We start from the raw sequence: 25,162 nt of genomic DNA, 5'->3' as shown, positions 1-25,162 counted from the left end.
CCTGCTCCACCCGGGTCAGGCGGCTCCCGGCACCGGCAGCAGTTCCCGGCGCACGACTTCCGCGCGGGTGGCGGCCACGGTGACGGCGAGCTGGCGCACCAGCTCGTCGACCGGCTGCCCCGCCAGCGCCTGCTGCTCGATGCTGCGCGCCAGCACGCCGACCCGCAGGAGGCCGAAGCTCGGCGCGGTGCCGGCCAGGCGGTGGGCCGGTCCCGCGACCTCGGGAAGGTCGCCCTGCAGCCGCTCGATCTCGAGCTGCGCCTGCTCCGCCGAGGTCAGCGCGTTCTCCAGGAACTGCGCGAACCTGGCCGGCCCCGCCAGCCCCTGAAGACCGGTGATCCGCGCCTCGTCCAGCAGTTCCTCGGTCGCCGCGATCGGCCGGTCCAGGGCCGGTGGTGCCACGGATGGTGCAACGGCTGGCGCCGTGCCGCTGCTGGCCGTGGCGGCGAGCGCCCGGAACAGCTCGTCCCAGGCGACCGGCTTGGTGAGCACGCCGTTCATGCCGGCCGCCAAGCAGCGGCGCCGCTCCGCGTCCATGACGTTGGCGGTCAGCGCCAGGATCGGCACGGTGCCGTGCGGCGGCGGCAGCGCCCTGATCCGGCGGGTGGCGTCGATGCCGTCCATGGTCGGCATCTGCACGTCCATCAGGATGATGTCGAACCGCTCCGTGCCCGCTCTTGCCAGGGCCTGCTCGCCGTTCTCGGCGAAGAACAATTGGTGGCCGTAGCGGCTGAGCGTGGCGTTCAGCAGGTCGCGGTTCACCTCGACGTCTTCTGCCACCAGGATGGTGAGCGGCCGGATCGTGGCGGGGTCGAAGCCGGCCTTCTCCGTGACCAGCACCACGTCGCCGATCTCGAAGCCCAGCCGGAACGAGAAGGTGCTGCCCTTGCCGGGCTCGCTCTCCACCTCGATCTCGCCGCCCATGGCTTCGACCAGTTGCCGGCAGATCGCCAGGCCCAGGCCGCTGCCGCCGAACCGCCGGGCCGTCGAGCGATCCGCCTGCGAGAAGGGCTGGAACAGCTCGCCCAGGCGGTCCGCGGGGATGCCGATGCCGGTATCCTCGACCTCGAACCGGAAATCGGCCCGGCCGTTCTCCAGCGAGCGGCAGAAGACCCGCACGCTCACCTGGCCGCTGGTGGTGAACTTCAGCCCGTTGCCGATCAGGTTGACCAGGATCTGGCGCAGCCGGGTCGGGTCACCGCGCACGACCGGCGGGGAATGCTCGTCCAGGGCGAAGACGAGGCTCAGGCCGCGCTCGGCCGCCTGCGGGGACATGATCGAGCGCAGCTCCTCCAGCAGCTCGGCCATGGAGAAATCGATGCATTCGAGCGTGACCCCGCCGGCATCGAAGCGCGAGAAGTCCAGGATGTCGTTGATGACGCTGAGCAGGTGCTGGCCGGAGAGGCGGATCGCCCGCACATAGCCCTGCTGGCGGGTTTCGAGCCGCTCGGCCGCCAGCAGGTCGGCCATGCCCAGCACGGCCGTCATCGGCGTGCGGATCTCGTGGCTCATCGCCGCCAGGAACTGCGCCTTGGAGCGCTCGCCGGCCTCGGCACGCCATTGCGCCACGCGCGCCTCGGTGGCCGCCGCCTTGGCCGCGGCGGCGGTGGCGCGCAGGCGCTGCATGGTGCGGTGGAGCAGTGTGGTCAGGACGGACGTGATCGCGGTGATGGCCAGGATGAGGGCAGCACCCAGATGGACGCGCGGCCACCAGGAGTGCAGCACGGTCTCGAGCGGCACCCCGGCCACCACGTAGAGGCCATAGCCTTCGACCTTGGCGCGCCGGACGAGATAGCCGCCGACCGTCCGCCCCGCGAGCGGCTGGGGTGCCGTGCGGTCCGTCACGAGAAAGGTTGGGGGCGACGGCACCTGCTGCTGGTCCGGCCAGTGACTGGCATCGAGCGCGTAGAGCCGGCCGACCCGGTCGGTCAGGGCCACGATCTGGGCAGGATCGTTGATCAGGGTGGCGAAGACCTGGGCGAACAGGCGCCAGCTCGCACCGACCACCACGATCCCGTGAAAGCCGCCGTCCCGGTCACGGAGCGCCCAGCTCAGCGGCACGGCTTCCTGTTCCGACACGAAGGGAGCGACCGTCGGCGTGTCGACGAACATCCCGGTCGCGACCCCGTCGCGATGCTGCCGGAAATACTCGTTGCCGCTCACGTCGGAGCCGACCCGGGTCACGTCGCTGGTGTAGCGGATGAAGCCGTCGGGATCGACGATCGCCAAGCGGCGCAGGGCCTCGAGCTGGTCGATCCGCTCTGCCTCCTGACGCAGCCGCAGATAGACCTCCCCCAGCCCGAGCTCACCCCGCCGGTACTGCTCCAGGATGATCGACACGGTGAGGTCCAGCGTGTCGAGCCCGCGGCTCACGAAGCCGGCGCCGGGCCGGGCGATGGCCACGAGCGCATCGGAAGCCTGGTCGATCAGGTCGGCGCGATCGCGCTGGAGCACGCCGAAGGCGCCGGCGCTGCACAGGATGCCGATGACGGCGCCGGTAGCCAGGCCGATGCGCGCGGAACGCAGGCCGCCCAGCCACTCGAGGCAGCGCCGGCAGGAGCGGATCAGGCCGGCCCAGCGGCGGGTCGCCGCCCTGGATCTCACCGCCGACACCCGGCCGCTTCCCTCATGGCCGGGAGCAACCCCGGCCGGCCGATTCGCCCCGGCGACCGTGGCGCACGCCGTCGGCGCTGACGCTATCCTCACGGGCCGGCCCGGTCAGCATGCGGCGGTGGTTCCAGACGCGCGGTTGGAATCTATACTTGCTTCCCCGAGACACCCGCATTCGCGCCTGCCGGATCGGTAGATGCACATGATGCATTGCAGGATTTCCGTAAGAAATCCAGACTAGGTTCAACCGCGTTGCGGATCTCGGGGTCGGAGAAGTGAGGATGAGGCTCGATCTGCGTGCCGGGCGCCGCATGTTCCTGGCCGGAACGGCTGGTGCGCTGCTTGCCGCCGGCGGCCCGAAGCGCCGCAGCGCCGCCCAGAGCCGCACCAGGATCACGTTCGCCTGGCCGTTCCTCAATGGCCCGGAGGGTGTCCAGGAACTGGCCGAGCGGTTCAACCAGCAGAGCCGCACGGTCGAGGTGACGGTCCAGATCGTGCCGCAGCTCCAGGCCCTGCCCCGGCTGACCGAGGCGTTCGACAGCGGCACCGGCCCGGACTGCCTGGCGATCTCCGACATCTGGCTGACCCAGCTGGCCTCGCGCGGCTGGCTGGAGCCGCTGGACGACCTGCTCGCCGCCGATGGCATCGAGGCCGACATAGCACCCGCCTCCATGGGCCTGGCTCGCATGTATCGCGGTACCGCCCATTATGTCGGCTTCGTGATCGAGTCCTTCCTCCTGTTCTACAACCGGCGGCTGTTCGAGGCGGCGGGGCTGTCGGCGCCGCCGGCCACGCTGGACGAGTTCGCGGACCATGCGCAACGGCTCACCGATCGCGAGCGCGACCAGTTCGGCTGCTATGTGGAAGGCGGCGACGGCTGGAGCTTCCAGCAATGGACCACCTGGGCGCTCGGGACGGGCGGGGTCGGGGTGGACCGGACCTTCTTCGATGCGTCCGGCCGCTGCGTGCTGAACAGCCCCCGCCATGCAGCGGGCCTGCAGCAATGGCTGGACCTGTACCAGAAGAGCAGGGTCTCGCCGCCCGAATCGGCGCTGGGCACCTTGCAGGACCAGACCGCGGCGTTCGCTGCCGGAAAGGCGGCGATGGTGATGGGCTGGGGCTCGTTCGTCACGCACATGGCCGCGGCCGTGGGCGAGGACAATCTCGGCACCGCACCCACGCCCAGCGGCCCCGCCGGCGCGCACTACTACTATGCCGGCAACGGCTTTGCCCTGAACGCGGCGTCGGCCAAGAAGGAGGCCTCCTGGGAGTTCATCCGGTTCATGCTGCAGCCGGAGAACAACGGCGCATGGAATCGCCGCCACGGCGCGATCCCGACCAACATGCAGGCCTGGCAGGAGGACTGGCTGCGCCAGGAACGGTTCCAGTCGATGCTGACCATGCTGCAGGACCGGGACGCCCTGATCCACCACCCGCGCTACCTGCCCGGCTACGGCAGCTTCCAGAGCCAGTTCTCGCCGCCGCAGATCCAGCAGACCCTGCTGGGCGGTCAGGATGCGTCGGAACATCTGGCCACGATCTCGGGCGCCCTGGAAAGGCTGCTCGCCGAGGCATGACCGGCATGGCCGCCCGTGGCAGGTGACCATGCCGCGGGTGCGCTCCAGGATCGACCGTCGCGACCTGCCCAGGATCCCGTTGGCCTTGCCGGCCGGACCAGTGGCGGGCCGGCCGCCCGGCAGTTCGAGCCCCGGCCGTCGCGGCCTACAGGCGCAGGACCCGGCCGCTCGCAGCCACCCCCAGCAGGAGCAGCGCGATGCCGAGCAGGGCGGTGGACAGGCTGCTGAAATGGGCGACCAGCCCGATCGCGGCCGGTCCTGCTAGGATGCCGGCATAACCGATCGTGGTGATCGCCGAGACCGCGGCATGCTCGGGCATCACCTTCTGCCGCCCGACTAGGCTGTAGAGCACCGGCACGATGTTGGCGCAGCCGGCACCGACCAGGGCGAAGCCCGCGAGTGCCGCCTGCCAGGCCGGGTGCAGGGTCGCCAGCGCCAGGCCCAGGGCAGCCAGGAGCCCGCCGGCGACCAGCACGCGGCGCCCGTCGACCCGCCGCACGATCCGGTCGCCGAAGAGCCGCCCGATCGTCATGGCCGTGGCGAACGCCGCATAGGCCAGGCCCGCCTGCGACGGCTCCACCGCACGCAGCCTGGTCAGGAACACGGCACTCCAGTCGAGCACGGCCCCCTCGGTCAGGAAGACGACGAAGCACAGGATGCCGATGAACAGCACCACGCCCCGCGGCCAGACGAACAGCTGCCCGCCCGCCGCGACAGCATCGGGCAGGAGATGCGGCGCCGCCCAGCTGATCGCCAGCAGCACCAGGGCCACCGCGGCCAGGGTGGCGCCCAGCGGCGACGCACCCAGGGTCAGGAGCAGGCTCACGCCGCCGGCACCGACGATCCCGCCCACGCTGAACAGGCCATGAAAGCCCGACATCATCGTCTTGCCGCTGGCCCGCTCGACGATCACGGCCTGGATGTTGACCACGCAGTCGACCGTGCCGATGGCGGCCCCGAAGCCGAACAGGGTCGCCGCCAGAAGCGGGAAGGTCGATGCGACTGCTAGGAGCGGCAGCGTCAGGCAGACCAGGGCGCTGCCCATGAGCAGGACGCTGCGGCAGCCGAACCGGCCGGCCAGCACGCCCGCCAGCGGCATGGCGACGATCGAGCCGCAGCCCAGGCAGAGCAGCAGCAGGCCGAGGCTGCCATCGCCCAGCCCCACCCGCGCCTGCGCGAACGGCACCAGCGGCGCCCAGGCGGCCAGGGCGAAGCCTGCGATGAAGAAGGCCATCCGCGTGGACCATTGCTGCTGCCGCCCGGGCACCGCCACGGCCGGCGTGATGAAAGCCTGCATCGATTGCCTGCTGCTGGAGGAACAGGATGGCCGGTTGCTGCCGCAAGCCACGGCAATCCGGGAGGCGCCTGGGCAGTTCGTTCTTCCGGGAACCAGGGCAACCGGCGGGATGCCGCGACCTGCCGGCGACGGCACGACGCATCTGCGCCAGCCGTCTCGATCAGCACTCGGAAGCCCTGCGCGAGCGTGCGAGCGGCCCTGAGCCAGAAACTGCGACGGGCGGGAAGGTCGCCCTTCCCGCCCGTGCGTCAGCCAACGCCGCTGAAACCGCTCAGTTCTTCGCGGTGTCGACCAGCTTGTTCTGGCCGATCCAGGGCATCATGGAGCGCAGCTTCTCGCCGACCTGCTCGATCGGGTGGGCGGCTTCCTTGGCGCGGATCGCCTTGAAGCTGGCCTGGGAGGCCTTGTTCTCCAGCACCCAGTCGCGGACGAAGCGGCCTTCCTGGATGTCGGCCAGGACGCGCTTCATCTCGGCCTTGGTCTCATCGGTGATGATGCGCGGGCCGGTCATGTAGTCGCCGTACTCGGCGGTGTTGGAGATCGAGTAGCGCATGTTGGCGAGGCCGCCTTCGTAGATCAGGTCCACGATCAGCTTCACCTCGTGCAGGCACTCGAAATAGGCCATCTCCGGGGCGTAGCCGGCCTCGACCAGGGTCTCGTAGCCGGCCTTGATCAGGGCGCAGGTGCCGCCGCACAGCACGACCTGCTCGCCGAACAGGTCGGTCTCGACCTCTTCCTTGAAGGTCGTCTCGATGATGCCGGCCCGGCCGCCGCCGATCGCCGAGGCGTAGGACAGGCCGAGGTCGAGGGCGCCGCCGGACGGGTCCTGGTGGACGGCGATCAGGCAGGGCACGCCGCCGCCCTTGGTGTACTCGGCGCGGACCAGATGGCCCGGGCCCTTGGGCGCCACCATCAGCACGTCGAGGTCGGGGCGGGCCTCGATCAGCTTGAAGTGGATGTTCAGGCCGTGCGCGAACATCAGGACAGCGCCCTGCTTCATGTTGGCGGCGAGTTCGTCGGCCCAGAGGTCGGCCTGGAGTTCGTCGGGCACCAGCACCATGACGACGTCGGCCCACTTGGCGGCCTCGGCGGGGGTCATGGCCTTGAGGCCGGCGGCCTCGACCTTCTTACGGGTGGGCGAGTTGGCGCGCAGGCCGACCACGACCTCGGCGACGCCGCTGTCCTTGAGGTTGTTGGAATGGCCGAAACCCTGGCTGCCATAGCCGATGATGGCGACCTTCTTCGACTTGATCAGGTTGAGATCGGCATCCCGATCGTAATAGACGCGCATGTTTCGCCCCTCCCGGCTCGACAATGACGGATGTTGACGGTGTGGATTACTCGCTGCGGTCGCTTTGCAGCATGCTCTGGCCGCGGGCCATCGCGACCACGCCGGCGCGGCTGACCTCGGCGGGCTCCACCAGCGAGATGAAGGCATCGACCTCGTCGGAGGTACCGGTGCATTCGAACACGAACGTGCCGGGCGTGCTGTCGACCAGGCGCGCGTGCATGAAGTCGGCGATCCGAAGGGCCTGGACCAGGCGCTCGCGGGTGCCGGTGATCTTGACCAGGGCCAGCTCGCGCTCGACGTGCGGGCCTTCCAGGGTCAGGTCCTGGACCTTGTGGACCGGCACCAGGCGGGCCAGCAGGTTCTGGATCTGCTCGATGACGAGGCGGGTGCCGGTGGTGACGATGTTGATGCGCGACAGGCCGCGCTCCTTGTCGACCTCGGCGACGGTCAGGCTCTCGATATTGTAGCCCCGGCCGGAGAACAGGCCGATGACCCGGGCCAGCACGCCCGGTTCATTGTCCACCAGCACCACGATGGTGTGGCGCTCTTCTGGCATCGTCATGTGCGGGGGTATCCCCGTTATCGGTATGTGCGGTGGCGGCCGGCACTCTCATGCCGGCCGCGGCGGGATCGAAGGAAGCGATGGTTCAGACGGTTACCATGCCGTCTTCGGAGCCCTTGACCACGCCCCAGTCATCGTCGGGTGCGAGCTGGATCTCGTTGTGGGCGGCACCGCCCGGGATCATCGGGTAGACGTTCTCGGCCTGGTCGGTGACGCAGTCGACGATCACCGGTCGGTCGACCTTCAGCATCTCGCGGATGACGTCGTCCACCTGGTCCGGGCTGGTGCAGCGCAAGCCCACCGCGCCGAAGGCTTCCGCCAGCTTCACGAAGTCCGGCAGGCTGTCGTTGTAGCTCTCGGCATAGCGGTTGCCGTGGAAGAACTCCTGCCACTGGCGGACCATGCCCATGTAGCTGTTGTTCAGGATGAACGACTTCACGGGCAGGCGGTACTGCAGCGCCGTCGACATCTCCTGCATGTTCATCAGCCAGGAGGCGTCGCCGGACACGCAGACCACCAGCGAGTCCGGGTGCGCGACCTGGACGCCGATCGCAGCCGGCAGGCCATAGCCCATCGTGCCGAGGCCGCCCGAGGTCATCCAGCGCAGCGGCTTCTCGAACTTGAAGTGCTGGGCCGCCCACATCTGGTGCTGGCCGACGTCCGTGGTGATGTAGACGTCCTGGTCCCTGGTCAGCTCGTAGAGGCGCTGGATCGCGTATTGCGGCTTGATCAGGCTCGAGCTGTTGCGGAAGCCCAGCGAGTTCTTGCCGCGCCACTCCTCGATCTGGCTCCACCAAGCCGCCGTGCGCTCGTTCTTCACGGGCTCGTTGTCCCGCCGGTTCCAGGCGTCCAGCATGGCGCGCAGGGTCGGCAGGGCGTCGCCCACGATCGGCAGGTCGACCGCGATGTTCTTGTTGATCGAGGACGGGTCGATGTCGACGTGGATCTTCTTCGAGTTCGGCGAGAACTTCGCCGTGGTGCCGGTCACCCGGTCGTCGAAGCGCGCGCCGATGCAGACCATCACGTCGCAATCGTGCATGGCCATGTTGGCCTCATAAGTTCCGTGCATACCGAGCATGCCCAGGAACTGCGGGTCGGAGGCCGGATAGGCGCCCAGGCCCATCAGCGTCAGCGTGACCGGGTAGCCGGTGGCCCGGACCAGCTCGGTGAGCGTCGCACAGGCTTCGGTGCCCGAGTTCACCACGCCGCCGCCGACATAGAAGACCGGCCGCTCGGCGCGCTTGAGCAGGTCGACCGCCTGCTCGATCCGCTCCATCGACGGCTCGCGCACCTCGACCCGGCCACGGATGCGCGCCTGCTCCATCGACTTGTAGGGGGCCTGGCCCATCTGCACGTTCTTGGGCAGGTCGACCACCACCGGGCCGGGCCGGCCGGTGCGCGCCACGTGGAACGCCTCATGGATGGCCGAGGCCAGATCCTCGACGTCCTTCACCAGGTAGTTGTGCTTGGTGCAGGGACGCGTGATGCCGACCGTGTCGGCTTCCTGGAAGGCGTCGTTGCCGATCATGTGGGTCGGCACCTGGCCGGTCAGGCAGACCAGCGGCACCGAATCCATCAGCGCGTCGGTCAGGCCGGTCACCGTGTTGGTGGCGCCGGGGCCCGAGGTCACCAGCACCACGCCGACCTTGCCGGTCGAGCGGGCATAGCCTTCCGCGGCGTGCACCGCGGCCTGCTCGTGACGCACCAGGACGTGGCGAATCTTGTCCTGCTTGAAGATCGCGTCGTAGAGCGGAAGGACGGCGCCCCCGGGGTAGCCGAAAATGACCTCTACACCCTGCTCTACGAGGGCCGCGAGCACTACCTCGGCACCCGTCATGGGGCGCGAGGCGGCCGTTGCGGTCGCGAGCTTGGTGGTGTCGGTCATCGGTCGAACTCCGCCGGAATCGCTGGTTCCGGGACTACGGTTTTGGTGGTGCCCCTCTTGGGCAAAGCGTCATCCTCACCCTTCTCGCGAAGGGCGCGGCAAGCTAACTTCGTGCATGGGCAGCGTCAACGAAGCCTGGACAGAATCCGGGCGCAAACTGCCTCCTGAACCGACAGATCGTCGCCGAAACCGGCACAAGGCTGAAGCGCCTTCAGCCGATGACGCAGAAACGTCACCTGTCGCTTCGCATATTGCCGGGTCGCGATCGCGGCGGCCGCCAATGCCTCGGCCGACGGGACCGCCTCGGTGACGGCGCGGGCAAGCTCGGGCACGCCCACCGCCTTGAGCAGCGGCGAACCGGCATGGGCCGGCTCGGCCAGGAATGCCGCCAGCTCGTCCAGCGCCCCTGCCGCCAGCATCTGCTCCAGGCGCCGGCCGATCCGGGCGACCAGCTCGTCCCGCGCCGGCAGCAGCGCCACGCCCTCGGGTTCTACACCCAGATCGATTCGTGCCGGCGGGTCCGCCTGCCAGGCGAGCAGGGAGCGGCCGGTGGCCCGCCGGACTTCCAGGGCGCGCATCAGCCGCTGCGGGTCGGTCGGGCGGAGGCGGTCGGCCATGGCCGTGTCCTCCTCCGAAAGGATCCGGTGCAGCGTTTCGGGCGGCAGGCTGCGCACCTTGGCCCGGATGTCCTTCGGGATGTCGGGCACAGGTGCGATGCCGTGCAGGAGTGCTTCCAGGTAGAGGCCGGTGCCGCCGGTGATGACCAGGGGGGTGTGCGGCTCGCGCGCGAGCAGATCGGCCAGCAGTGCCAGCCAGCGCCCCGCCGAGCCGACCTCCAGCGCGCCCCAGATGCCGTACAGGGCATGCGGAACCAGCCGCTCGTCCGCCGGCGACGGCCGGGCGGTCAGGATCGGCAGGTCGCGGTAGAGCTGCATCGAATCGGCGTTCACCACGATGCCGTCCAGGGCCTGCGCCAGCCGGATCGCCAGGGCCGACTTGCCGCTGGCGGTAGGCCCGCCTATCACGATCACCGGGCGCTTCATGTTGCAGCGCAGCATTCACGGGAGTCGGGGATGACGGTGGTCACGCTGGTGAGCGATCCGGACGCGCGCCTGCTGACACCCGCACTGGTGGCGGAAGCATCCCGGGCATTGCGGGCCGAGGCTACGGTGCTCTCGGATGGCGAGGCGGTGGCGTTCGAGGTTGGCCAGGACGCCAGTGCGCCCGTTGCGGTGCTGGCCGAGATGGTCGGAGAGCGGCGGATCGACGTGGCGGTGACGCCGTCCGAGGACCGGCGCAAGCGCGTCCTGCTCTGCGACATGGACAGCACGATCATCACCACCGAGTGCATCGACGAGCTGGCCGACCTCCTGGGCATCCGCGCGGAGGTGGCGGCGATCACCGAGCGGACCATGAACGGCGAGCTGGACTTCGCGAGCTCGGTCAAGGCGCGGGTGCAGCTCCTGGCCGGGCTGGAGGAGAACGCCATCGAGCGGCTGCTCGCCGAGCGGATCCAGCTCATGCCGGGCGCCAGGACCCTGGCGCGGACGATGCGGGCCCATGGCGCCCACACCGCCCTGGTCTCGGGCGGCTTCACCCGGTTCACCGGACCGGTGGCGGCCCGGGCCGGCTTCGACGAGCACCACGCCAACCTGCTGGAGATCAAGGACGGCCGCCTCACCGGCCGGCTGGTGCCGCCTCTGCTGGATGCCGATGCCAAGCTCAGGACGCTCAATGAGATCACCGGACGGCTGGGGCTCGGCCGCGCCGATGCCTTATGCGCCGGAGATGGTGCCAACGACATCCCGATGATCCGGGCGGCCGGGCTGGGCGTGGGCTTCCGCCCCCATGCCAAGGTCGCCGAGGTCGCCCCGGTCGTGATCCGGTATGGCGACCTCACCGCGCTGCTGTTCATCCAGGGCTACCCGCGCAGCGCGTTTGCCGCCGGCTGACGGGAAGCGGCGGGCCGCCCCCGTCCCCGCGGGCTTCAGCTGGCCAGGCGGAGTGCGACGAAGCGCAGGTCGCCCTGCCGCTCCACCATCAGGAGGATGTTGCGCTTGCCGGAGGAGCGGGCCTCCTCGACCTTCTCTGCCAGCTCCTTGGGCGTGTTGACCGGGTCCTGCCCCGCCTCAAGCACGACATCGCCCGGCTGGAGCGATTCCTCGGCGGCCGAGCCGTCGGGTGCCACCTCGGTGATCACCACGCCCTTGGTCACGCTGTCGCCGAGCTGGAACTGGCTGCGGCTCTCCGCAGTCAGTTCCTGGACCTTCAGGCCGAGCGGGTCGATCGCGACCGCTGCACCGGGCGGCGTGTCGGGCTGACCGTTGCCGGAGGACTCCTCGGCGGCCGCCAGCGTCTCGTCGTCCGGCAGCTCGCCCAGCGTCACCTTGACGGTCTGCTTCTCGCCCTTGCGCCAGATCAGGACCTCGACCTCCTTGTTGACGGCGGTCTCGGCGACGATGCGCGGCAAGGAGCGCATCCGGTCGATCTTCTTGTGGTCGAACTCGAGAATGACGTCGCCCGGCTGGATGCCCGCGGCGATCGCCGGGCCGCCCTCCTGGGTGGAGGCGACCAGCGCGCCGGCTTCCTCCTCCAGGCCCAGCCCCTCGGCGATCTCCTGGGTAACTGCCTGGATGCGCACGCCGAGCCAGCCGCGCGCCACCCTGCCGGTTTCCTTCAGGCTCTCGATGATCGGCTTGGCGATGTTGGCGGGAATGGCGAAGCCGATGCCGACATTGCCGCCCGACGGCGAGAAGATCGCAGTGTTGATGCCGATCACCTTGCCGTCCATCCCGAAGGACGGGCCGCCCGAGTTGCCGCGGTTGATGGCCGCGTCGACCTGGAGGAAGTCGTCATAGGGGCCGGCATTGATGTCGCGGTTGCGGGCGGACACGATGCCGGTGGTGACGGTCGAGCCCAGGCCGAACGGGTTGCCGATCGCCATCATCCAGTCGCCGACCCGGATCCCGTCGCTGTCGCCCAGCTCGACATAGGGAAACGGCTCGTCGCGCTCGATCTTGAGCAGCGCCAGGTCGGTCTTGCTGTCGGTGCCGATCATCTTGGCGACATACTCGCTGTCGTCGTTCAGGATGACCTTGATCTCGTCGGAATCGGCGATGACGTGGTTGTTGGTCACCACGTAGCCGGTGGGATCGACGAGGAAGCCCGAGCCCAGGGAGAAGGCACGCCGCTGCTGCTCGGGCGGCCGCTGCCCGCGGCGGTTCTGGTCGAAGAAGTCGCGGAAGAACTCCTCGAACGGCGAGCCCGGCGGGAACTGGGGCATCGGCATCGCCTGCTGGTCGTTAGGCTGGACCTGCCGGCTGGTGGAGATGTTGACCACGGCCGGCGCCACCCGCTCGACCAGCGGTGCGAAGCTCGGTGGCGCGAAGCTGCGCGAGTCGGCCGGCACGCTGTCGCCGAGCGGCGCCGCGTCCTGGGCCTGCAGGCTGCCCGGCGCCAGGCTGCAGCCGAGCAGCATCATCGCAAGTGCCGGCAGGCTGGCGGCCGGCCTGGGCGGGAGCGAGAGAAGCTTGCGAACGATCATACCCGAAATCCTGCTGGCACGGCGTCTGACCGCCATGGCATCTCGGCCCGCGCGCGACCCACCGGACCTGACATCGTCAATGTAGGCGCGCTACGGCCGCGCGGCCATAGCAGCCTGTCGTCATGGCGAAGGGGCGTCATGGCGCAAGCCACGCACCGCCCGGCCCGTCAGCCGCGCAGCAACCATACCGCGACGACCCCGGTGACCGCAAAGGCCAGCCCGCCATAGCGCAGCATTCCCTCGTCGCTTTCCGCAGCACGGGCGGCGAACCGGCGCATCGTGCCGGGGAACAGGGTCCAGAGAACACCCTCCACCACCAGGACGAGCGCCAGGGTCTGCAACAAATTCATCATCGGGAGCCTGTTCCCATGCGAACGGGCGGGACGGATCCCGCCCGCGCCATTCAGGGCTGTTGCGCCTGGGGTTCAGGCGCCAGGGCGCCCAGCCGCCGGTCCGCCTCGTCCGCGGCCGGCGCCGCCTGTCCGGCGGGTGCAGCGGGAGGCGCTGCGGCCGCCTGGCTCTGCATGGGGTCCAATTCACGGAAGTAGCGGAAGAAGTCGCTGTCCGGCGAGATCACCAGGTTGGTGTTCCCGTCAGCCAGGGCCGTGCGATAGGCCTCCATCGAGCGGTAGAACTGGAAGAAGCTCGGGTCCTGCCCATAAGCCTCCCCTGAGATCCTGGTCGCCTCCGCATCGCCCTCGCCGCGGAACACGTCCGCCTGGCGCATGGCATCCGCGATCAGCACGCGCCGCTCACGATCGGCACGCGAGCGGATCCGCTGCGCCACCTCGGCACCCTGGGCGCGCAGCTCGTTGGCCTCGCGCTGGCGCTCGGTCTGCATCCGCTGGAAGATCGCTTGGCTGTTCTGCTCGGGCAGGTCGGCCCGCTTGATGCGCAGGTCGACCAGCTCCACGCCGAAGCCCTGCATCGAGCGATTGGTCTGCTCCCGGATCCGCTGCATGAGCGTGCCACGCTCGGCACTCAGCACCTGCATCAGCCCGGCCTCGCCCAGCACGCCGCGGAGGTTGGAGGACAGGATCGGCCCGAGCCGGCTCCGGAAGGCCTCCTCGTCCCCCGCCGCCTGACGGAAGCGGGTTGCCGAGTTGATGCGATAGCGGGCGAACGCGTCCACCACGAGCCGTTTCTGATCGCCGAGGATCAGCTCGACCGAGGTGGCATCGTAGTCGAGCACCCGCTTGTCGAAATAGGTGACGTTGTCGACGAACGGCACCTTGAAGTGCAGGCCGGCATCACGGACCTCACGGACCGGCTCACCGAACCGCACCACCAGCGCCTGCTGCGCCTCGTTCACGGTGAACAGGCTCGAGTAAAGGCCGATCACCACGACAGCGGCGGCGGCTCCGACGGTTGCGACGACGCGGTTGGTCATTGCGTGCCTCCGGTCGTCGGTGGGTTGGGCAGGATCGTCGGTGAGCCTGCGCCGCTGGCGGGGGTCCGCGCAGAAGGCGCCGCGCCACGCGGCAGTTCCGAGAGAGGCAGGTAGGGCACCACACCCTGGCTGCCGTTAGGCTGGTCGATCAAGGTCTTCTGCGTACCGTTCAGCACGGATTCCATGGTTTCGATGTAAATGCGCTGGCGAGTCACGTCCTGGAAGCTACGGTACTCGGTCAGCACCGAAAGGAAGCGCTGCGCCTCGCCCTGCGCCCTGGCGATCTTCTCCTGCTGGTAGGCCTGGCCTTCCTGGAGGATCCGCTCCGCCTCGCCTCGGGCACGCGGGATGATGTCGTTGGCGAACGCTTCCGCCTCGTTCTGGGCACGCTCGCGGTCGGCCATGGCGCGCTGCACATCCCGGAACGCGTCGATCACTTCCTGCGGCGGGTCAGCCTTCTGCAGCTGGACCTCGTCGATGACGACGCCGGCGCCGTACTCGTTCATCAGGGCCTGAATGATCTCGCGGCCGCGCTGCTCGATCTGCCGGCGACCTTCGGTGGTGACCTCCGCGATCGGGGTCTGGCCGACCAGCTCGCGGATAGCGCTTTCCGATGCGGCCTTCACCGTGTCGGCCGGGTCGCGGATGTTGAACAGGTAGAGGGCCGGGTCGCTGATCCGCCAGAACACGACGAAGTTGATGTCGACGATGTTCTCGTCGCCGGTCAGCATCAGCGCCTCTTCGGTCACCTCGCGGGCGTTCGCCCGGGTGCCGGCCGGGGTCACACCCGAGGAACGGAAGCCCACCTCGACGCGGTTGACGCGGGTTACCTGCGGCTTGAGCACCGAGCCGATCGGCCAGGGCCAGTTGTAGTTCAGGCCGGAATCGGTGACGGCGTTGAGCTCGCCGAACACCAGCTCCACGCCCTTCTCTTCCGGCTGGACGAAATAGAAGCCGCTGAGCAGCCACACGCCGACCGCGAGGCCGGCGATCGTGGCGATCACCGGCGTGCTGGGCAGCCCGCCGCCGCCGCCCCCGCCACCACCGCCGGGGAAGAGTTGCCGGACCCGTTCCTGGCTCTTGCGGATCAGCTCTTCCAGGTCAGGCGGCTGCGAGCCGCCTCCGCCGCCGCCAGGGCGCGGCGCCCAGGGACCACCGCCGCCCTGTCCGCCGTTCCATCCGCCACCACCATTCGGGTTCCAGGGCATCAAGCCTCACCTAGTCAGGGGGACCAAGGTCCCTGTTCGTCATCCAAAACCTCCCCTCGCGAGATCGGACACCTGCCGTCCGCCCTCCAAGTCGGGCTGTCTGTCCGCTATATGACCACGACAACAGGCGGGTTCAACATGGCTGACTTGACCAAGGAACAGGTTCTGCAGGCGCTGGCGGCGGTGACGCTGCCGGGCAGCGGCAGGAACCTGGCGGAATCGGGCATCATCGGCGGCATCGTCATCAAGGGGGCCAATGTCGGCTTCTCCATGGAGATCGACCCGTCCCGGGCGGAAGCAATGGAGCCGGTGCGCCGGGCGGCCGAGGCCGCGGTACGGGCATTGCCGGGCGTGACCTCGGCCACGGCGGTGCTCACCGCCGAGCGGCCGGCCGGCGCCGGCCGCCCCCAGGAACCGGCGGCCCGCGGCGCACGGCCGCAGGGGCAGCCCGCACCACAGGGCGTGCCGGGCGTGCGCGGGATCATCGCGGTGGCGTCCGGCAAGGGCGGGGTCGGCAAGTCGACCACGGCGATCAACCTGGCGCTGGGCCTGGCCGCGATCGGCCAGCGGACCGGCATCCTCGACGCCGACATCTACGGCCCCTCGATCCCCCGCATGGTGGGCGCATCGGGCCGGCCGACCTCGCCGGACGGCAAGCGGCTGGAGCCGGTGCGCGCCTGGGGCATCCCGACCATGTCGATGGGCTATCTGGTCGAGGAGGACACGCCGATGATCTGGCGTGGGCCCATGGTGCAGAGCGCCATCCAGCAGATGCTGAACGACGTGGCATGGGGCGAGCTCGACGTGCTGGTGGTCGACCTGCCGCCGGGCACGGGCGATGCGCAGCTCACCATGGCGCAGAAGGTGCCGCTCACCGGGGCGGTGATCGTCAGCACGCCCCAGGACATCGCCCTGCTGGACGCGCGCAAGGCGATCCAGATGTTCCGCAAGGTCGACGTGCCGATCCTCGGGATCGTCGAGAACATGAGCTATTATTGCTGTCCGAACTGCGGGCATCGCGCCGACATCTTCGCCCATGGCGGGGCGAGAGAGTGCGCCGAGAAGTACGGCGTGCCGTTCCTGGGCGAGGTGCCGCTCGACATCCGGATCCGCGAGACCTCGGACGGCGGTGCGCCCGTGGTGGCGTCCGACTCGGCCTCGCATCATGCCGAGGTGTATCGCGCGATCGCCGCCGAGGTCCGCCGGCAGATGGACGAGGTCACCGGCACGGCCAGGCCCTTCCCGCGCATCGTCTGGCAGTGACGGGTCCGGCAGTGATGCTGGACCATGTCTCGATCACGGTGAGCGATCCGGCGCGCTCGCTCCCGTTCTACCAGGCGGTCATGGCGGCGCTGAGCCATCCCTGCGTCTGGGCGGAGGCCGATGCGGCGGGCTTCGGCGAGCGCGCCGACGCCCACCACCCGGCGCGCAGCTATCTGACCGTGCGGGCGGGCCTCGCGGGGGCGCCCGACCGCCGCCACTGGGCGTTCAAGGCCGAGACCCGCGCGGCGGTGCGAGCCTGCCACGCCGCCGGGCTGGCCGCGGGCGGGCGCTGCGACGGCCCGCCCAGCCTGCGCCCGCATTATCATCCAGACTATTACGCCGCCTTCCTGCTCGACCCGGACGGCAACCGGGTGGAAGCGGTCTGCCACGCCGCGGGCGATGGCTGAGCGGCCTTCCTCCGTTCCGGAACATCTGCCACTAGTTCGGCGATCTGGAACCGCAATGGCGCCGGAGTCGCATGTACCACCCCTGGCCGGCGCCAGCGAGGATCATGGATGGCTGATTCGATCGTGGCCGATATCGAGACGGTCGGCCGGCTGAGAGCGGTTCCAGCCATCCTCGAGATCGTCTCGACGACCACCGGGCTGCGCTTTGCCGCGGTGGCCAGGGTGACGGGCGAACGGTGGGTGGCCTGCGCCGTCCTGGACAAGCTCGGCTTCGGCCTGAAGGTCGGCGGGGAGCTGGAGGTCACCACGACGCTCTGCCACGAGATCCGCGGTGCCAAGGCGCCGATCGTCATCGACCATGCCAGCCAGGACCAGATCTACTGCGGCCACCCGACCCCGCGGCAGTACGGCTTCGAGAGCTACCTCTCGGTGCCGATCATCCGCCGCAACGGCGAGGTGTTCGGCACCATCTGCGCGCTCGATCCGCGGCCGGCCAGGCTGCGCGACAGCAAGATCCTGGAGATGGTGCAGCTCTACGCCGAGCTGATCTCGGCCCAGCTCGAACTCGAGGACCAGTCCAGCGCCAGCAGGCTGGCACTGCACGACGCGCTGGAAACCGGGTCGCTGCGCGAGCAGTTCATCGGCGTGCTGGGCCACGACCTGCGCAACCCGCTGTTCTCGGTGATCTCCGGCCTCCGCCTGCTGGGCAGGCTGCCGCCCGGCCAGGATGCGCAGCCGATCCTGCGCCAGATGGAGCAGAGCTGCACCCGCATGTCCCGGCTGATCGAGGACATCCTGGACTTTGCCCGCGGCCGCCTGGGCGGCGGCTTCCAGCTGGCACTGCGGCCCGTGGCTGACCTGGGCGCGGAACTCGGCCGGGTCGTGGCGGAGCTGGCGGCGAGCTTTCCGGAGCGGCGGATCGAGTCGGATATCCGGTTCGGCGGGTCGGTGGCCTGCGATCCCGACCGCATCGGGCAGCTCCTCTCCAACCTCCTGGCCAACGCGCTGACCCACGGGCGGCCGGACGGGCCGGTCCAGGTGCGGGCGGGAATGGCGGATGGCGGTTGCGTGCTGGAGGTCACCAACCAGGGGCCGCCGATCGATCCGGAGATCATGGCCCGGATGTTCCAGCCCTATACCCGTGCGACGCGTGGCGGGGGTTCTGCCGGCCTGGGCCTCGGTCTCTACATCGCCGACGAGATCGCCAAGGCGCATGGCGGCACGCTTTCGGTGCGCTCCACGGAGGCGACCGGCACGGTGTTCACCTTCACCTGGCCGGGCGGCACCAGCCCGAGCGGCGTCTGAGCAGCTTTCGGCCGGAACGCGAAACGGCCACCGGAAGCATCCTCCCGGTGGCCGTTTTCGTTGCGGATGACGGCGGGGCGGCTCCAGGAGCCCCCTCGCCGCATCAGGGTGCCGTGTAGGCCTCGCTTCGGGCCCGGGCGATCGCGACCGCCTGCTCGAGCCTGGCACGCTCCGCCTCGCTCGCGGCATTGGCGGACTGGAGGTCCTCCTCCGCGTTGCGCAGCATCTGCATGGCACGCTCCTGCGGCAGCTCGCCCAGGTCGTCGGCGTTCTCGGCCAGGACGATGATGCCGCTCGGATTCACCTCGGCAAAGCCGCTGGCGACGAAGATCCGCCGGGCCGGGCGGTCGTTCTCGTAGGTGGTGATCAGGCCCGGGCGCAGCAGCGCCATGACCGGGGCATGCCCGGCCATGACACCGAAGTCGCCCTCCGCACCCGGCACCACCACCATGTCGACGGCGTCGCTGACGAGCACCCGCTCGGGCGAGACCAGGTCGAACTGCAGCTTGTCGGCCAAGGCCGCTCCTCCCGCTTCCGGCTCAGGCCTCGGCCATCTTCTTGGCCTTCTCGAGGGCTTCCTCGATCGTGCCGACCATGTAGAACGCCGCCTCCGGGATGTGGTCGTACTCGCCGTCCACGATGCCCTTGAAGCCCTTCACCGTGTCCTCGATCGCGACCAGCTTGCCCGGCGAGCCGGTGAAGACCTCGGCGACGAAGAACGGCTGGGACAGGAAGCGCTGGATCTTGCGCGCGCGCGCCACCACCAGCTTGTCCTCTTCCGACAGCTCGTCCATGCCCAGGATCGCGATGATGTCCTGCAGGCCCTTGTAGCGCTGGAGCGTCGACTGCACCGCACGGGCGACGTCGTAATGCTCCTGGCCGACCACGCCCGGCTCCAGGATCCGCGAGGTGGAGTCGAGCGGGTCCACGGCCGGGTAGATGCCGAGTTCGGCGATCTGCCGCGACAGCACCGTGGTGGCGTCCAGATGGGCGAAGGTCGTGGCCGGCGCCGGGTCGGTCAGGTCGTCGGCGGGCACGTACACGGCCTGCACCGAGGTGATCGAGCCCTTCTTGGTCGAGGTGATCCGCTCCTGCAGAGCACCCATGTCGGTGCCCAGCGTCGGCTGATAACCCACCGCCGAGGGAATGCGGCCCAGCAGCGCCGACACTTCCGAGCCCGCCTGGGTGAAGCGGAAGATGTTGTCGACGAAGAACAGCACGTCCTGGCCTTCCTGGTCGCGGAAATATTCCGCGACGGTCAGGCCCGACAGCGCCACGCGGGCACGCGCACCCGGCGGCTCGTTCATCTGCCCGTAGACCAGCGCCACCTTGGACTGCGTCTGGTCTTCCAGGTTGATGACGCCCGATTCCATCATCTCGTGATAGAGGTCGTTGCCCTCGCGGGTCCGCTCACCGACACCGGCGAAGACCGACACGCCGCCGTGCGCCTTCGCGATGTTGTTGATCAGCTCCATGATGAGCACGGTCTTGCCGACGCCGGCACCGCCGAACAGGCCGATCTTGCCGCCCTTCGGGTACGGGGTCAGCAGGTCCACGACCTTGATGCCGGTGACCAGCACCTCGGACTCGGTGGCCTGGTCCTGGAACAAAGGCGCCGGGGCGTGGATCGGTGCGGTCAGCGAGTTGTTCAGCGGGCCGCGCTCGTCCACGGGCTCGCCGATCACGTTCAGGATGCGGCCCAGCGTCTCGCGGCCGACCGGGACCGAGATCGGCGCGCCGGTGTTGATCACCTCGGAGCCGCGGAACAGGCCGTCGGTGGAGTCCATCGCGATGGTGCGGACGGTGTTCTCGCCCAGATGCTGCGCCACCTCGAGCACCAGGGTCTTGCCCTGGTTGTCGACGTGCAGCGCCGTCAGGATCTCGGGAAGGTTGCCGCCGTCGAACCGGCAGTCCACCACCGCGCCCAAGACCTGGGTGACCCGGCCGGTGGCGATGTTCTCTTTGGTCATGTCGCTCATGTGACTCTTTCCCTCACACCGCCTCGGCGCCGGAAATAATCTCGATCAGTTCCTTGGTGATCTGCGCCTGACGCGTCCGGTTGTAGGTCAGCGTCAGCCGCTTGATCATGTCGCCCGCGTTGCGGGTCGCACTGTCCATCGCCGCCATCCGGGCACCCTGCTCGGACGCCCCGTTCTCCACGAGCGCGCGATAGACCTGGACACCCAGGTTGCGCGGCAGGAGCTCGGTGAGGATCTGCTCCTCGTCCGGCTCGAACTCGTAGGGAGAGGACTGCTCCTCCGCCTGGGCCTCGGTCCGCTGCACCTGCGGGATCTCGGCCGGAACGAGCTGGAGGAAGGTCAGCTCGTTGCGGATGGCAGAAATGAACCGGTTGAAGACGATCTCGCAGACGTCGAACTCGCCCGCCTCGAACATCTCGAGGATGCGCTCGGCGATGTCGTGCGCGTCGGCGAACTCCATCCGCTTCTTGCCGGCGATACCCTCGTAGGTGTGCAGGATCAGGTTGCCGTAGTCACGGCGCAGCGCATCGCGTCCCTTGCGGCCGACGCAGATGAGCCGCACGTCCTTGCCCTGGCCCTGCAGCTCCTGGATCCGCCGCCTGGCACCGCGCGCGATCGAGGTGTTGAAACCGCCGCACAGGCCGCGGTCGGCCGTGGCGACGATCAGGAGGTACTTCTGCTCCTCGCCGGTGCCGGCGAGCAGGCGCGGCGCCTCGGGCTGCCCCTGCACCCCCGCCGCCAGGTTGCCCAGCATCTGGGCCATCCGGGTGGCGTAGGGCCGGGACGCCTCGGCCTGCTCCTGCGCGCGCTTGAGCTTGCTGGCGGCGACCAGCTTCATCGCGCTCGTGATCTTGCGCGTCTGCTTGACGCTCGAGATCCGGGCGCGTTGGTCCTTGAGGCTTGGCATGGTTCAGCGACCTTTGCGGATCAGGCGAAGGTCTTGCCGAACTCTTCGAGCAGAGCCTTGAGCTTGGCCTCGGTCTCGGGAGTAAGGTCCTTGGTGTCGCGGATCGAGACCAGGATCTCGTTGCCGCGGCCGCGCAGCAGGCCCAGCAGTTCCTGCTCGTAGCGGCCGACGTCGGACACCTTGACCTTGTCGAGGTAGCCGTTGACGCCGGCATAGATGACCGCGACCTGCTCCTCGTTCACCATCGGCACGTACTGCGGCTGCTTGAGCAGCTCGGTCAGGCGCGCACCGCGGTTGAGCAGGCGCTGGGTCGAGGCGTCCAGGTCGGAGGCGAACTGCGCGAACGCCGCCATCTCGCGATACTGGGCCAGCTCCAGCTTGATCTTGCCCGCGACCTTCTTCATCGCCTTGGTCTGGGCCGAGGAGCCCACTCGGCTCACCGACAGGCCGACGTTCACCGCCGGGCGGATGCCCTGGTAGAACAGGTCGGTCTCGAGGAAGATCTGGCCGTCCGTGATCGAGATCACGTTGGTCGGGATGTAGGCGGACACGTCGTTCGCCTGGGTCTCGACGATCGGCAGCGCGGTGAGCGAGCCGAGACCGCTGGCCTCGCCCAGCTTCGCCGCACGCTCGAGCAGGCGCGAATGGAGGTAGAACACGTCGCCAGGATAGGCCTCGCGGCCCGGCGGGCGGCGCAGCAGCAGCGACATCTGGCGGTACGCAGTGGCCTGCTTGGACAGGTCGTCATACACGATCACGGCGTGCATGCCGTTGTCGCGGAAATACTCACCCATCGTGCAGCCGGTGTACGGCGCCAGGAACTGCATCGGCGCGGGCTCGGACGCGGTGGCGGCCACCACGATCGAGTATTCCATGGCACCAAAGTCGGTCAGCGTCTTGACCAGCTTCGCCACGGTGGAGCGCTTCTGGCCGACCGCCACGTAGATGCAGAACAGCTTCTTCGTGTCGTCGCCGCCGGCGGCCTCGTTGGTGGCCTTCTGGTTGATGAAGGTGTCGACAGCGATGGCCGACTTGCCGGTCTGGCGGTCGCCGATGATCAGCTCGCGCTGGCCACGGCCGATCGGGATCAGCGCATCGACGGCCTTCAGGCCGGTCTGCATCGGCTCATGGACGCCCTTGCGCGGGATGATGCCCGGCGCCTTCACCTCGACCAGGCGACGCTCGGTCGACTGGATCGGGCCCTTGCCGTCGATCGGGTTGCCGAGACCGTCGACCACGCGGCCGAGCAGGCCCTTGCCGACCGGCACGTCCACGATCGCGTTGGTGCGCTTGACGACGTCGCCCTCGCGGATGGCGCTGTCGTTGCCGAAGATCACGACGCCGACATTGTCCTCTTCGAGGTTCAGCGCCATGCCCTTGATGCCGTTCGGGAACTCGACCATCTCGCCGGCCTGGACGTCGTCCAGCCCGTAGACGCGGGCGATGCCGTCACCCACCGAGAGGACCTGGCCGACCTCGGCCGTCTCTGCCTCGGCGCCGAAGTTCGCGATCTGGTCCTTCAGGATCGCCGAAATCTCAGCGGCACGGATGTCCATCAGCCCAACCCTCTCATCGCGACGTCAAGTTGCTGAAGCTTGCGCTTCAAGGATGCATCCACCTGGCGGGAACCCACGGTGACCACCAGCCCGCCGATGAGCGAGGGGTCGACCTTGGTGTCCAGCCGGACTTTCTTGCCGGAATACGCGGTGACCGCGTCCGTGAGCGCTGCGAGCTGCTTCTGGTCGAGCGGCTGGGCCGAGGCGACCTCGGCGGTCACCTCGCCACGCTGCTCGGCCAGGCGCGCCCGGAACGAGCTCACAATCGAGGGCAGCGCGAACAGCCGGCGCTTGGCGGCGAGCACCCCCAGGAACTTCCGGGTGATCTCGCTCAGGTCCAGTTCGTCAGCGACCGCCGAGACGGCGCTGGCATGCTGTTCGCGAGTAACGACCGGGCTCGCGATCAGACGCGCGAGGTCCGGACTTTCGGCGATGGCACGGTCGAGCTTGTCCAGGTCGGTCCCGACCTGATCAAGCGCACCCTGCTCGCTCGCCAGCTCGAACATCGCCTGCGCGTAACGCGCAGCCAATCCCGAACTCGTGGCTGTTCTGGCAGACAAACGGAACCCCGTCTTCGGCTAAGGCGGCACGCGTATTGCGTCGGCATCCAGCCGCCCGACTTTCGGCGGTGCGGCGGATAACACGACCGTGTGAGCCCTGCAAGCGACCCCCCGCCGCCCGCACGCATCCTGATCGGATTCGACGCAGGCGGGAAGCCCGATGAGCGCGATCGGGCGGGCAGGGAATCACACTGCCTGTCGTGGAACAGGCCCGGCCCATGCGGATCGGGCCCCTTGCCGGCTCAGGGGGCCAGGACCGGCCCCGAGTCCAGCACGAAGTCGCTCTTCGTCACCGAGGTCACGCCGTACAGGGTCAGGGTATGGCCGGAGCCCACCAGGTCCGGCGCCACCGCATTGCCGAAATCGATCACCAGCGACCCGCGGGCGGCCATGCCGTCCGGCTGGACATCGCGAAGCTCCACCCAGTCGTCCGCTTCGGTGAGGCTGCCGTCGTGGTTGCTGTCGAGCCGGGCGAACACCTCGTAGCTGTCCAGCCGGGCCGACGGATCACCTTCGGATACGGCCGCATAGAGCTTGTCCTCGCCGCGGGTGAAATCGAGCGCGATCGTGTGCCCGGAGATGAAGGACAGCTCGGAGGGATCCTCCGGAATCTCGACCAGCATGTCGAACCGGTCGTTGCCGGCCCCGCCCGTCAGGAGGTCGGTGCCGGCATCGCCGAACAGGATGTCGTCGCCCTCGCCGCCCAGGATGCGGTCGTCGCCTGCACTGCCGGACAGGTTGTCGTTGCCGGCTCCCCCCTCGATGAGGTCGTTGCCGGCACTTCCGCCGATGAAGTCGTTGCCGCCGAGCCCGAAGATCTCCAGCCCCTGCCCTAGCACCACGTTGGCTGGCCCCGCATCGTCGCCCGTGACGGCGGTCGCGGTGATGACGTCGCCCGCCCGGCTCCCATAGAAGCGTTCGATCGAGACGAGCTGGTCCTTGCCGTCGCCGTCGAAGACCTCGCCGGCGAACAGGTCGGCCACGAGCATCTCGCGACCATCGGAGTAGTCGACCGTGTCGATCCCGTCGCCGCCGTCGAGCCGGTCGTCGCCGGCATCGCCCTCGAGCAGGTCGTCGCCGGCCCCACCCTGTAGGATGTCGTTGCCGTCGCCGCCCAGCAGGAGGTCGTCGCCGTCGCCGCCCAGCAGGCGGTCATGGCCGGCGTCGCCGGACAGGCCGTCGTCGCCCTCGTTGCCCTGGAGATAGTCGTTGCCGATCCCGCCGAACACGAAGTCGTCGCCGCCGAAGCCGAACAGGGCCAGGCCGCGGCCGGGCTCGACATTGGCCCCCACTTCCCCTTCCTCGCCGGCACCGGTGATCACGTCGCCCGCAGCGCCCCCATAGAAGCGCTCGATCGAGGACAGCTGGTCGATGCCGTGCGCCGTGACGACCGCGCCGGTGAACAGGTTGGCGAACAGGCCGACCGTCTCGTCCGAATAGTTCGCCGTATCGACCCCGGCACCGCCGTCGAGCCGGTCCGAGCCGGCACCGCCATGCAGCAGATCGTTGCCGGCACCACCCTTGAGCCGGTCGTCGCCGGTACCGCCATAGAGCCGGTCCCGGCCCGTCCCGCCCAGCAGGCGGTCGGCACTGCCGCGGCCGAACAGCAGATCATCCCCGCCGAACCCATAGATGCCGTCGGGCGAGTTGGTCCCCGACAGCCGGTTGTTGCCGGCATCGCCCCTGATCGTAGCCAATGATCGTCTCCATCACCGTCGACTGATTCGACAGAACAGGAAACGCAAGCACCGCATTCTTGTTTACCTGCGGTTCTCCGCAGGTTTGTACAGCTGCGCAAATGAATTTCCGGTTCTATAGCGG

21 protein-coding genes are annotated in these 25,162 nt (G+C 69.0%); 5 read left to right on the top strand and 16 right to left on the bottom strand.

Features of this window, described 5'->3' with window-relative positions; genetic code table 11:
- Positions 1-15: 15 nt before the first annotated feature.
- Positions 16-2,613, bottom strand: a complete 2,598-nt coding sequence (locus HLA95_RS29020) for a hybrid sensor histidine kinase/response regulator (RefSeq protein ID WP_222182054.1) — start codon at positions 2,611-2,613, stop codon at positions 16-18.
- 278 nt (positions 2,614-2,891) lie between these two features.
- Between HLA95_RS29020 and HLA95_RS00840 the strand changes: the two genes are divergently transcribed.
- On the top strand, positions 2,892-4,187 hold the full coding sequence (locus tag HLA95_RS00840; RefSeq protein ID WP_191062055.1) for an ABC transporter substrate-binding protein: 1,296 nt from the start codon (positions 2,892-2,894) through the stop codon (positions 4,185-4,187).
- Between the two features lie 145 nt (positions 4,188-4,332).
- Here the strand turns inward: HLA95_RS00840 and HLA95_RS00835 are convergent, their stop codons facing one another.
- The 5 genes from HLA95_RS00835 to miaA form a co-directional block, all read right to left on the bottom strand.
- Positions 4,333-5,484 (bottom strand): MFS transporter, encoded by a 1,152-nt coding sequence (locus HLA95_RS00835; protein ID WP_222182053.1) that lies wholly within the window; start codon positions 5,482-5,484, stop codon positions 4,333-4,335.
- 271 nt (positions 5,485-5,755) lie between these two features.
- The gene (gene ilvC / locus HLA95_RS00830) at positions 5,756-6,775 is read right to left on the bottom strand and encodes a ketol-acid reductoisomerase (protein ID WP_191059702.1); all 1,020 of its coding nucleotides are present in this window, start codon (positions 6,773-6,775) and stop codon (positions 5,756-5,758) included.
- 46 nt (positions 6,776-6,821) lie between these two features.
- Positions 6,822-7,337: an acetolactate synthase small subunit gene (ilvN, locus tag HLA95_RS00825; protein WP_191059701.1), complete on the bottom strand. Its 516-nt coding sequence runs from the start codon at positions 7,335-7,337 to the stop codon at positions 6,822-6,824.
- A gap of 85 nt (positions 7,338-7,422) precedes the next feature.
- A complete protein-coding gene (locus tag HLA95_RS00820) occupies positions 7,423-9,222 on the bottom strand; it encodes an acetolactate synthase 3 large subunit (protein ID WP_191059700.1) in 1,800 nt (599 codons plus the stop codon).
- A 125-nt stretch (positions 9,223-9,347) separates the two neighbouring features.
- Positions 9,348-10,280 carry a tRNA (adenosine(37)-N6)-dimethylallyltransferase MiaA gene (gene miaA, locus HLA95_RS00815; protein ID WP_191059699.1) on the bottom strand — a complete coding sequence of 311 codons (933 nt, stop codon included), beginning with the start codon at positions 10,278-10,280 and terminating at the stop codon, positions 9,348-9,350.
- A gap of 15 nt (positions 10,281-10,295) precedes the next feature.
- Here miaA and serB point away from each other — a divergent pair, with 15 nt between their 5' ends.
- Positions 10,296-11,174 (top strand): phosphoserine phosphatase SerB, encoded by an 879-nt coding sequence (gene serB / locus HLA95_RS00810; RefSeq protein WP_191059698.1) that lies wholly within the window; start codon positions 10,296-10,298, stop codon positions 11,172-11,174.
- Positions 11,175-11,209: 35 nt separating this feature from the next.
- On the opposite strand, the gene HLA95_RS00805 is transcribed toward serB, so the two are convergent.
- The 4 genes from HLA95_RS00805 to hflK form a co-directional block, all read right to left on the bottom strand.
- The gene (locus HLA95_RS00805) at positions 11,210-12,766 is read right to left on the bottom strand and encodes a DegQ family serine endoprotease (RefSeq protein ID WP_222182052.1); all 1,557 of its coding nucleotides are present in this window, start codon (positions 12,764-12,766) and stop codon (positions 11,210-11,212) included.
- A 167-nt stretch (positions 12,767-12,933) separates the two neighbouring features.
- A complete protein-coding gene (locus tag HLA95_RS00800) occupies positions 12,934-13,119 on the bottom strand; it encodes a DUF2065 domain-containing protein (RefSeq protein ID WP_222182051.1) in 186 nt (61 codons plus the stop codon).
- Between the two features lie 50 nt (positions 13,120-13,169).
- Positions 13,170-14,156 (bottom strand): protease modulator HflC, encoded by a 987-nt coding sequence (hflC, locus tag HLA95_RS00795; protein ID WP_222182050.1) that lies wholly within the window; start codon positions 14,154-14,156, stop codon positions 13,170-13,172.
- A complete protein-coding gene (gene hflK, locus HLA95_RS00790) occupies positions 14,153-15,364 on the bottom strand; it encodes an FtsH protease activity modulator HflK (RefSeq protein WP_222182049.1) in 1,212 nt (403 codons plus the stop codon). The genes hflC and hflK overlap by 4 nt, the downstream gene beginning before the upstream one ends.
- Before the next feature lie 138 nt (positions 15,365-15,502).
- On the opposite strand from hflK, the gene apbC reads away from it, so the two are divergent.
- The 3 genes from apbC (at position 15,503) to HLA95_RS00775 (ending at position 18,339) form a co-directional block, all read left to right on the top strand.
- Positions 15,503-16,627: an iron-sulfur cluster carrier protein ApbC gene (gene apbC, locus HLA95_RS00785; protein ID WP_222182047.1), complete on the top strand. Its 1,125-nt coding sequence runs from the start codon at positions 15,503-15,505 to the stop codon at positions 16,625-16,627.
- A gap of 14 nt (positions 16,628-16,641) precedes the next feature.
- On the top strand, positions 16,642-17,034 hold the full coding sequence (locus HLA95_RS00780; RefSeq protein ID WP_222182140.1) for a VOC family protein: 393 nt from the start codon (positions 16,642-16,644) through the stop codon (positions 17,032-17,034).
- Between the two features lie 108 nt (positions 17,035-17,142).
- Positions 17,143-18,339: a GAF domain-containing sensor histidine kinase gene (locus HLA95_RS00775; protein WP_191059520.1), complete on the top strand. Its 1,197-nt coding sequence runs from the start codon at positions 17,143-17,145 to the stop codon at positions 18,337-18,339.
- A 103-nt stretch (positions 18,340-18,442) separates the two neighbouring features.
- Here HLA95_RS00775 and atpC read toward each other — a convergent pair whose 3' ends face one another.
- From atpC to HLA95_RS28795, 6 genes are all read right to left on the bottom strand, one after another.
- Positions 18,443-18,856, bottom strand: coding sequence for an ATP synthase F1 subunit epsilon (gene atpC / locus HLA95_RS00770; RefSeq protein WP_191059519.1), 414 nt, complete (start codon positions 18,854-18,856; stop codon positions 18,443-18,445).
- Positions 18,857-18,878: 22 nt separating this feature from the next.
- The gene (gene atpD / locus HLA95_RS00765) at positions 18,879-20,309 is read right to left on the bottom strand and encodes a F0F1 ATP synthase subunit beta (protein ID WP_191059521.1); all 1,431 of its coding nucleotides are present in this window, start codon (positions 20,307-20,309) and stop codon (positions 18,879-18,881) included.
- Between the two features lie 22 nt (positions 20,310-20,331).
- Positions 20,332-21,225, bottom strand: coding sequence for a F0F1 ATP synthase subunit gamma (locus HLA95_RS00760; protein ID WP_191059518.1), 894 nt, complete (start codon positions 21,223-21,225; stop codon positions 20,332-20,334).
- Positions 21,226-21,245: 20 nt separating this feature from the next.
- A complete protein-coding gene (gene atpA / locus HLA95_RS00755) occupies positions 21,246-22,781 on the bottom strand; it encodes a F0F1 ATP synthase subunit alpha (protein WP_191059517.1) in 1,536 nt (511 codons plus the stop codon).
- On the bottom strand, positions 22,781-23,341 hold the full coding sequence (locus tag HLA95_RS00750; RefSeq protein ID WP_191059516.1) for a F0F1 ATP synthase subunit delta: 561 nt from the start codon (positions 23,339-23,341) through the stop codon (positions 22,781-22,783). Before HLA95_RS00750 ends, atpA begins: the two co-directional genes overlap by 1 nt.
- 242 nt (positions 23,342-23,583) lie before the next feature.
- A complete protein-coding gene (locus HLA95_RS28795; RefSeq protein WP_191059515.1) occupies positions 23,584-25,038 on the bottom strand; it encodes a calcium-binding protein in 1,455 nt (484 codons plus the stop codon).
- Positions 25,039-25,162 lie beyond the last annotated feature (124 nt).

Source organism: Geminicoccus harenae, assembly GCF_019800005.1.
In the GTDB taxonomy this organism is placed as follows: domain Bacteria; phylum Pseudomonadota; class Alphaproteobacteria; order Geminicoccales; family Geminicoccaceae; genus Geminicoccus; species Geminicoccus harenae.
Note: the sequence above shows the minus strand (reverse complement) of the source record. Positions and strands in the feature narration are given on the sequence as shown.